Genomic DNA, 8,068 nt, shown 5'->3' with positions numbered 1-8,068 from the left:
CTTCGTGCGCTTCCTGGGCGTTCTTGGCTTTGGCCGTATATTGGCGCGGCTTTTCCGGCAGGTATTTCGGACCGAATTCCTTGGCAATGGCATCGCGTGCGGCGTCGATCGCCTCGGGTGCCATCTGTACGCCGTCGGTTCGCATATAGGTGATCAGACCGGTGGTCTCACCGCCGATCTCCATGCCTTCATAGAGGCGTTGCGCCACCTGCATGGTGCGGCTGGCCGAGAAGCCGAGACCCGACGAGGCGGCCTGCTGCAGCGTCGAGGTGGGGAAGGGCGGGCCGGGATTGCGCTTGGTCGGCTTGGCTTCCACCGACACCGCCTTGAAGGTCGCGCCTTCGAGCATCGACTTGATGTCGTCGGCCTGCGCCTTGTTTGAAATGTCGAGCTTTTGCAGCTTCTTGCGATCGAAGGCGGTCAGCCGCGCTTCGAAATTCTCGTTGCGCGGCGTGCCCAGCAGTGCAGCGATCTGCCAGTATTCCTCGCGGATGAAGCGCTCGATCTCGGATTCGCGGTCGCAGACGAGACGCAGCGCAACCGACTGGACGCGTCCGGCCGAACGGGCGCCCGGCAGTTTGCGCCACAGCACCGGCGACAGCGTGAAGCCGACGAGATAATCCAGCGCCCGGCGGGCGAGATAGGCATCGACCAGCGGCGCATCGATCTGGCGCGGATTGGCCATCGCTTCCAGCACCGACGATTTGGTGATGGCGTTGAAGACGACGCGGCTGACCGGCTTGTCCTTCAGCGCGCGCTTCTGCTTCAGAACTTCCAGCACATGCCAGGAAATCGCTTCGCCTTCGCGATCCGGATCGGTGGCGAGGATCAGTCCGTCGGCGTCCTTGACCGCCTTGGCGATGTCGGCGAGGCGCTTGCCGGAGGCGGTGTCGACCGCCCAGGACATGGCGAAATCCTCATCCGGACGCACCGAGCCATCCTTGGCCGGCAAGTCCCTGATATGGCCGAACGAGGCCAGAACCTTGTAGTTCTTGCCGAGGTATTTGTTGATTGTCTTCGCCTTGGCCGGCGATTCGACGACGACGACGTCCATGAGGTCTCATATCAGCTGTGGTGCGGCAGAAGAATTCCGCTGCGCGCGACGAAATCTCGTTCTATTTGTCGCTCACATGGCCGCGCTTTTGCATCCGGTCAAGGGGAAGCGCCCAAATTGCGGGCCGGTCCGCAGCAATACACTCTTAGAGTGTATGGAGAAAATCACAGAATTTGGGAAAGGCAGATGGTGGGCCTGAGTCAGCGGAAACGACCCGATTCATTTTTCCGCCGAGTCGTTGAAATGCTGCCCAAACCAGGACGGGCGACATTATAACGCTGTTCGATGCCGGCCGCCGGGTGGCATGGAGATGCCCGGCGACCAGCCCTTGTCCCGCCAGCAGCGGGACTGGCGTGCTTAGTCGGCCTTGACGATATGCCAGACTTCGCCGACGCCGTCGCCGGTCACATCGCCGGGCTTTTTGTCCTTTATGAAGGTGTAGACCGGCTTGCCGTCATAGGCCCACATCTTGGTGCCGTCGGTGCGGTCGACGACGCTCCACTCGTCATCCGCCTTGGCGCCGGCTTCGGCTTTCAGCGGCGGCCAGTTGGTGGCGCATTTGTCGTAGCAGTTGCTCTTGCCCTTCTCGTCCTTGTCATAGGTGTAAAGCGTCATGCCATTGGCGTCGGTGTAGATCTTGGCGCCATTGACCTCGGCTTCCTTCCACGCGTCGGCAGCGAAGGATGCGGCGGTGCTGAGCAGAAGCGCTGCCAGTCCTGCGGTTATGGTTTTCATGGAAATCTCCTGACTGATATCTGGAGACGCGCGGGAAATCGCGGCCTCACAGCATCAACGCCTGCGGGCTGTCGTTTCTTCCTGGCAAGTGCGTCGGGCAATGGATGATCTTGCCAACACAATGGTGATTGGTGGACAAGGCTGCGCGTCGCTATATCGGCGTCACGACATTGGAGTTCTTGGAAATGGCATTGGACATCGGCTATGTCAGCGCGGTCGGGGCTGGGGCGATTTCGTTCCTGTCGCCTTGCGTGCTGCCGCTGGTGCCGCCTTATCTCTGTTATATGGCCGGCGTCTCGGTCGACGATTTCCGTGGCAATGCGGGTGCGACAGCGCGTGAAGGCGCACGCGGCGCGCTGATCTATTCTTCGATCGCCTTCGTGCTCGGCTTCTCGACCGTCTTTGTCGCGCTCGGCGCCGGCGCCTCGACCATCGGCCGGCTGCTACGCGTCTGGCAGGAGCCGCTGGCCATGGGCGCAGGCGTGCTGATCATCCTGATGGGCCTGAATTTCCTCGGCGTCCTGCGCATTCCGCTGCTGTCACGCGAGGCGCGCTTCCAGTCACAGGGAAAGCCGGCAAGTGCGGTCGCGGCCTATGTCATGGGGCTGGCTTTCGCCTTCGGCTGGACGCCCTGCATCGGCCCGGTTCTGGGACCGATCCTGACGCTGGCCGGCGGCCGTGAAACGGTGGGCGAGGGCGCGCTGCTGCTCGCCGCCTATTCGCTCGGGCTGGGCATCCCGTTCCTGATCGCCGCGCTGTTTTCCGGCGCCTTCATGCGCTTCCTCGGCAAATTCCGCGTCCATCTCGGCCGCGTCGAAAAGGCCATCGGCGCGCTGCTGGTGATCGCCGGCGTGTTTTTTCTGACTGGTGGCGTGCAGACCGTGTCGTATTGGCTGCTGGAGAATTTTCCAGTGCTGGGGCGGCTGGGGTAGTCTCCCCCGCACGGGAACGATGCACACCAGCCCGCATTTGCAGTGCCGTTGACCAACACTTTTTCGAGCCGGGAGGCGAGAATGGTAGCCAAGGCGGATGTGCGAAAATTCTTCAAGGCCTATGAGAAAATCTACAATGACGCGATCGCCGACACCGTCGATCTCAACGACGTCGCGGACATGTATTCGGCGGGTTTTGTCTCGGTGACGCCGGCGGCGGTCATGGTTGGCGAGAATGGCGAGCAGTTGAAGGCCATTATGACAAAGGGTTTTGAGGCCTATCGTGCCCTCGGCAGCAAGAGAATGACCTGCGTCGATGTCTCGGTGATGCCAATCGATCAGGACCATTGCGTGGCTGAGGTAAACTGGTCCGGTGACTATGAACGCAAGGATGGGAGTCTCGTGACCATCGACTTTGCGATCAACTATCTCGTCGAAAAGCGCGATGGCAAGCTGAAGGTGTTTGGCTGGATATCGGGTGACGAGCAGGCGGAATTCAGGAAACACGGCCTGTTGTAGGGGTGCTGACTGCCGAATTCTGTCCTAAGACCCGCTGATTAAGAGTCAGCTGCTCCGCCATCTCACCGGAATTTAACCGCATTGGTGAAGCATGGGCCCACTGCTACCCTGTCTTGATTCCCAACCCTTTCATATGGTTGCCCATCCATGAGCCAGAGATCCTGCCTGTCCGTCATCCTCGCCGCCGGCGAAGGCACGCGCATGAAGAGCGTGCTGCCGAAGGTGCTGCACCAGATTGCCGGGCTGCCGATGGTCGCCCATGTGGTGAAGGCAGCGGAAGAGGCGGGTGCCGGCAGCCAGGCACTGGTGATCGGCCATGGCGCCGACGAGATGCGCAAGGCCGCGGCAAAGTTCGCGCCCAAGGCCGAGACTTTCGTGCAGGAAAAGCGCCTTGGCACCGCGCACGCCGTGCTTGCCGCGCGCGATGCAATATCAAAGGGTTATGACGATATCCTGGTCATGTTCGGGGACACGCCGCTGATCGATGCAGATGCGCTGACCATGGCGCGGCTGAAACTGGCTGAAGGCGCTGCCGTCGTCGTGATCGGCTTCCGCCCGCCCAGTCCGACTGGTTATGGCCGGTTGATCGAAAAGGACGGCAAGCTGACCGCCATCCGCGAGGAGAAGGACTGCTCCGAGGAGGAGAGGAAAATAACCTTCTGCAATGCCGGCATGATGGCGGTGGCCGGCGCCCATGCGCTGGCGCTGCTCGATCGGGTCGGCAACAAGAATGCAAAGGGCGAGTATTATCTCACCGACATTGTCGAGATCGCCAGTGCGCGAGGCCTCGATGTCGTGGCCACCGAAGCCAGTTTCGAAAGCGCACTCGGCATCAACAACCGCGCCGAACTGGCGCAAGCCGAAGCTATCTGGCAGGCGCGCCGGCGGCATGAGGCGATGCTGTCGGGCGTGACGCTGATCGCGCCGGAGACCGTGTATTTCTCGCATGACACCGAGATTGGCACTGATACCATCGTCGAGCCCAATGTCTGGTTCGGTCCGGGTGTGAAGATTGCCACGGGCGCCAAGGTCCATGCCTTCAGCCATATCGAGGGCGCCACCATTGCGTCGAATTGCGATGTCGGGCCGTACGCGCGGCTGCGGCCGGGCGCCGATCTCAGGAACAAGGCCAAGGTCGGCAATTTCTGCGAGGTCAAGCAGGCGGTCATCGAAGAGGGCGCCAAGGTCAACCATTTGACCTATATCGGCGACGCCCGTGTCGGTGCTGGGGCCAATATCGGCGCCGGCACCATTACCTGCAATTATGACGGCTATTCGAAATTCTTCACGGACATCGGCGAGGGCGCTTTTGTCGGCTCCAATTCGTCGCTGGTGGCGCCTGTCACCATCGGCAAGGGCGGCTACATCGCCTCAGGCAGCGTGATCACCGAAAGCGTGCCCGACGACGCGCTGGCCTTCGGCCGCGCCCGCCAGAAGACCATTCCAGGCAAGGGCAAGGAGTTGCGCGAGCGCTTTGCTTCGGCGGCGGCGGCGAAGAAAAAGTAAGACCAGCCCGCAACCGAACGATTGCAGTAACCGGATTGCAAGAGCGGCCTGTCATGGTGCATCGACAGAATGAGCGTTCCGTTATACGGGACGAAATGCAATGTGACTTTCCACGGCAGGCCGGCCATCCCTAAATAGCGCTGGTTTTCCGGGGAATCGGGGGCTTTCTGCATGTGCGGTATCGTTGGAATCGTCGGCCACTCGCAGGTTGCGCCGCTCATCGTCGATGCGCTGAAGCGGTTGGAGTACCGTGGCTATGATTCGGCCGGCGTCGCGACCATCGAGCGTGGCGAACTCGCCCGCCGCCGCGCCGAAGGCAAGTTGATCAACCTGGAGCGCCGGCTCAAGGACGAGCCGCTCGATGGCACGATCGGCATCGGCCACACGCGCTGGGCGACGCATGGCGTGCCCAACGAGACCAATGCGCATCCGCATTTTTCCGACGGCGTCGCCATCGTCCACAACGGCATCATCGAGAATTTCGCCGAACTGCGCGACGAACTGGTCCGCGACGGCTATTCTTTTTCGTCGCAGACCGACACCGAGGTCGTGGCGCATCTGGTGGCCCGCGAACTCGCCAAGGGGCTGAAGCCGGTCGAAGCCGCGCACCAGGCGCTGAAGCGGCTGGAAGGCGCATTTGCGCTGGCGATCATGTTCAAAGGCGACGAGGATTTGATCGTCGGCGCCCGCAATGGTCCGCCTTTGGCCGTCGGCCATGGCGATGGCGAGATGTTCCTGGGCTCCGACGCCATCGCGCTCGCCCCGTTCACCAATTCGATCACCTATCTCGAAGATGGCGACTGGGCGGTGGTGCGCCGCAATAGTGTTGAGATCTTCGATATCGGCGGCACAAAGGTAGAGCGCAAACGCCAGCAGTCGCTGTCGACCAGCTTCATGGTCGACAAGGGCAACCGACGCCATTTCATGGAAAAGGAAATCCATGAGCAGCCCGAGGTGATCTCGCACACGCTGGCGCATTACGTGGATTTCGTCTCCGGAGTGTCGAAGCCGCTCGACCTGCCGTTCGACTTCGCCAAAATTGGTCGGCTGGCGATCTCGGCCTGCGGCACGGCGTATCTGGCCGGCCTGATCGGCAAGTACTGGTTCGAGCGCTACGCGCGCCTGCCCGTCGACATCGATGTCGCCTCCGAATTTCGTTACCGCGAAATGCCGCTCTCGGAGAACGATGCGGCGTTTTTCATCTCGCAATCGGGCGAGACCGCCGACACGCTGGCCTCACTGCGTTATTGCCGCAAAGCCGGCATGAAGATCGGCGCGATCGTCAATGTGCGCGAATCGACCATGGCGCGCGAATCCGACGTCGTGCTGCCGACGCTTGCCGGACCCGAGATCGGCGTCGCCTCGACCAAGGCCTTCACCTGCCAGCTTTCCGTGCTGGCCGCGCTTGCGGTGCGCGCCGGCGTGGCGCGCGGTATGATTTCGAAGGAACAGGAGAAAACCCTGGTGCGCGCGCTTTCGGAAGCGCCGCGCTACGCCAACCAGGTGCTCAAGCTTGAAGAGCAGATCGAGCGGATCGCGCGCGAACTCTCGCGCTACAAGGACGTGCTCTATCTCGGCCGCGACACCAACTTCCCGCTGGCCATGGAAGGCGCGTTGAAACTCAAGGAAATCTCCTACATCCACGCCGAAGGCTATGCAGCCGGCGAACTGAAGCATGGGCCGATCGCGCTGATCGACGAGAACATGCCTGTCATCGTCATCGCGCCGCATGACCGGATCTTCGAGAAAACCGTTTCCAACATGCAGGAAGTGGCGGCGCGCGGCGGCAAGATCATCCTGATCACCGACAGCAAGGGCGCAGCGCGCAGGTGAGCGTGAAGACGATGGAAACAATCGTGCTGCCGGATGTGCCCGAAATCATCTCGCCGATCATCTATGCGCTGCCGATACAGATGCTGGCCTATTTCACCGCCGTGTTCATGGGCACCGACGTCGATCAGCCACGCAATCTGGCGAAATCGGTGACGGTGGAATAGGTTTTGCCTTCCAGACCGGAGGTTGGGCCGAATGGCATCGAAGTTCGCACGTCCAGTTCATCCTGGAGAATTCCTGCGTGAAGAATATCTCGTCCCGCTCGGCATGAGTGCAGGCGCGCTGGCGAAAAAGCTCAACCTTCCGCGCACCCGTATCGAACGCATTGCCAAGGAAGAGATCGGCCTGACTCCCGATACCGCTCTTCGCCTCGCCAGATTTTTCAACACCACGCCCGAATTCTGGATGAATTTTCAACAGGCCTATGAGCTTGAAACCGAAGCCAGAAAGCTGGCGCCGGAGCTCGAGAAGATTGAGCCGTTGGAAGTAGCGGCATAATCGGCTCTTTAAAAACTTCGCAGTTCCAAAGCTTCGTCCGGTTCACTAATGTTGCGCTGCAACCCGCGCTCCGGTGAACCATGTCCGATGCTCCCAAGACCTCCGGCATGACCCGGCTGAGGAACTATTTCCTCACGGGCTTCATCGTCTGCGCGCCCTTGGCGATCACCGCCTACATTGCCTGGTCGTTCATCGGCTGGGTCGATTCCTGGGTGAAGCCTTATATTCCGGCCCGCTACAGCCCTGACACCTACCTGTCGTTTCCGGTGCCGGGGTTCGGACTGATCGTGGCGCTTATCCTGATCACGCTGATCGGTTTCCTGACGGCAAACATCGTCGGCCGCGCCATCGTCAATTTCGGCGAGCGCCTGCTTGGCCGCATGCCGCTGGTGCGCGGCATCTACGGCTCGCTGAAACAGATTTTCGAGACCGTGCTGTCGAACAAGGGTGACATGTTCCGCCAGGTCGGGCTGGTCGAATATCCGCGCAAGGGCGTGTGGTCGCTGGTGTTCGTCGCCAGTGAAAAGGAAACCGAGATCAACCAGAAGCTCGACCAGGAAGGCGATCCGCTGATCGCCGTATTCATGCCGTGCACGCCAAACCCGACCACGGGCTTCCTGATGTATGTGCCGAAGTCGGACATCGTGCTGCTCGACATGACGATCGAGGATGGCGCCAAGCTGATCGTCTCCGCCGGTCTGGTGGCGCCCGAAGTAAAGCAAATGGTTGTCGTGAATGGCGAGCCGATCGAAGGGATGCTGGCCAACCCTTCGGTTGCCGCCCTGGATCAGCCGGCGCGCAGAAGCCGCACGGCTTCGTCGCGACCGAACAAGTAAAGCAGCAGGCGCAACGCCTCACCACGCTGCGATTGCAGCTCCGGATCGCGTGACAGGATCAGCCTGGCATCGTCGCGGGCGGCCTCCAGAAGGTCGGCATGCGCCTCGATGCGAGCCACCTGGAAGCCCGGCGTGCCCGACTGGCGGGGGGCCCC

8 protein-coding genes and 1 pseudogene are annotated in these 8,068 nt (G+C 61.3%); 6 read left to right on the top strand and 3 right to left on the bottom strand.

Annotation, left to right across the window (positions count from 1 at the left end):
- Both topA and EN925_RS06820 read right to left on the bottom strand, forming a co-directional pair.
- The coding region (topA, locus tag EN925_RS06825) for a type I DNA topoisomerase (protein WP_128336422.1) at positions 1-1,054 on the bottom strand (1,054 nt) is incomplete at its 3' end.
- A 357-nt stretch (positions 1,055-1,411) separates the two neighbouring features.
- Positions 1,412-1,789 carry a hypothetical protein gene (locus tag EN925_RS06820; protein ID WP_024503571.1) on the bottom strand — a complete coding sequence of 126 codons (378 nt, stop codon included), beginning with the start codon at positions 1,787-1,789 and terminating at the stop codon, positions 1,412-1,414.
- A gap of 185 nt (positions 1,790-1,974) precedes the next feature.
- Between EN925_RS06820 and EN925_RS06815 the strand changes: the two genes are divergently transcribed.
- From EN925_RS06815 to EN925_RS06790, 6 genes and pseudogenes are all read left to right on the top strand, one after another.
- The gene (locus tag EN925_RS06815) at positions 1,975-2,721 is read left to right on the top strand and encodes a cytochrome c biogenesis CcdA family protein (protein WP_013531914.1); all 747 of its coding nucleotides are present in this window, start codon (positions 1,975-1,977) and stop codon (positions 2,719-2,721) included.
- An 81-nt stretch (positions 2,722-2,802) separates the two neighbouring features.
- A complete protein-coding gene (locus EN925_RS06810) occupies positions 2,803-3,240 on the top strand; it encodes a hypothetical protein (RefSeq protein ID WP_013531913.1) in 438 nt (145 codons plus the stop codon).
- 147 nt (positions 3,241-3,387) lie between these two features.
- Positions 3,388-4,746: a bifunctional UDP-N-acetylglucosamine diphosphorylase/glucosamine-1-phosphate N-acetyltransferase GlmU gene (gene glmU, locus EN925_RS06805; protein WP_127385586.1), complete on the top strand. Its 1,359-nt coding sequence runs from the start codon at positions 3,388-3,390 to the stop codon at positions 4,744-4,746.
- Positions 4,747-4,917: 171 nt separating this feature from the next.
- A pseudogene (glmS, locus tag EN925_RS06800) lies at positions 4,918-6,743 on the top strand (glutamine--fructose-6-phosphate transaminase (isomerizing)).
- Between the two features lie 31 nt (positions 6,744-6,774).
- Positions 6,775-7,077, top strand: coding sequence for a HigA family addiction module antitoxin (locus EN925_RS06795; protein ID WP_027161478.1), 303 nt, complete (start codon positions 6,775-6,777; stop codon positions 7,075-7,077).
- Between the two features lie 80 nt (positions 7,078-7,157).
- Complete coding sequence (locus EN925_RS06790; RefSeq protein WP_127369470.1) at positions 7,158-7,913, top strand: DUF502 domain-containing protein; 756 nt, start codon at positions 7,158-7,160, stop codon at positions 7,911-7,913.
- Here EN925_RS06790 and EN925_RS40570 read toward each other — a convergent pair.
- A partial coding sequence (locus tag EN925_RS40570) for a hypothetical protein (RefSeq protein WP_245487211.1) occupies positions 7,865-8,068 on the bottom strand: 204 nt, incomplete at its 5' end. The two genes, EN925_RS06790 and EN925_RS40570, sit on opposite strands and share 49 nt — an antisense overlap.

It is taken from the genome of Mesorhizobium sp. M7A.F.Ca.US.006.04.2.1, from assembly GCF_004022915.1.
In the GTDB taxonomy this organism is placed as follows: domain Bacteria; phylum Pseudomonadota; class Alphaproteobacteria; order Rhizobiales; family Rhizobiaceae; genus Mesorhizobium; species Mesorhizobium ciceri.
Note: the sequence above shows the minus strand (reverse complement) of the source record. Positions and strands in the feature narration are given on the sequence as shown.

Excerpts from the sequence above, each read along its gene's own strand:
- EN925_RS06820 (WP_024503571.1), bottom strand. The coding sequence starts at position 1,789 with ATGAAAACCATAACCGCAGGACTGGCAGCGCTTCTGCTCAGCACCGCC.
- EN925_RS06815 (WP_013531914.1), top strand. The coding sequence starts at position 1,975 with ATGGCATTGGACATCGGCTATGTCAGCGCGGTCGGGGCTGGGGCGATT.
- EN925_RS06810 (WP_013531913.1), top strand. The coding sequence starts at position 2,803 with ATGGTAGCCAAGGCGGATGTGCGAAAATTCTTCAAGGCCTATGAGAAA.
- glmU (WP_127385586.1), top strand. The coding sequence starts at position 3,388 with ATGAGCCAGAGATCCTGCCTGTCCGTCATCCTCGCCGCCGGCGAAGGC.
- EN925_RS06795 (WP_027161478.1), top strand. The coding sequence starts at position 6,775 with ATGGCATCGAAGTTCGCACGTCCAGTTCATCCTGGAGAATTCCTGCGT.
- EN925_RS06790 (WP_127369470.1), top strand. The coding sequence starts at position 7,158 with ATGTCCGATGCTCCCAAGACCTCCGGCATGACCCGGCTGAGGAACTAT.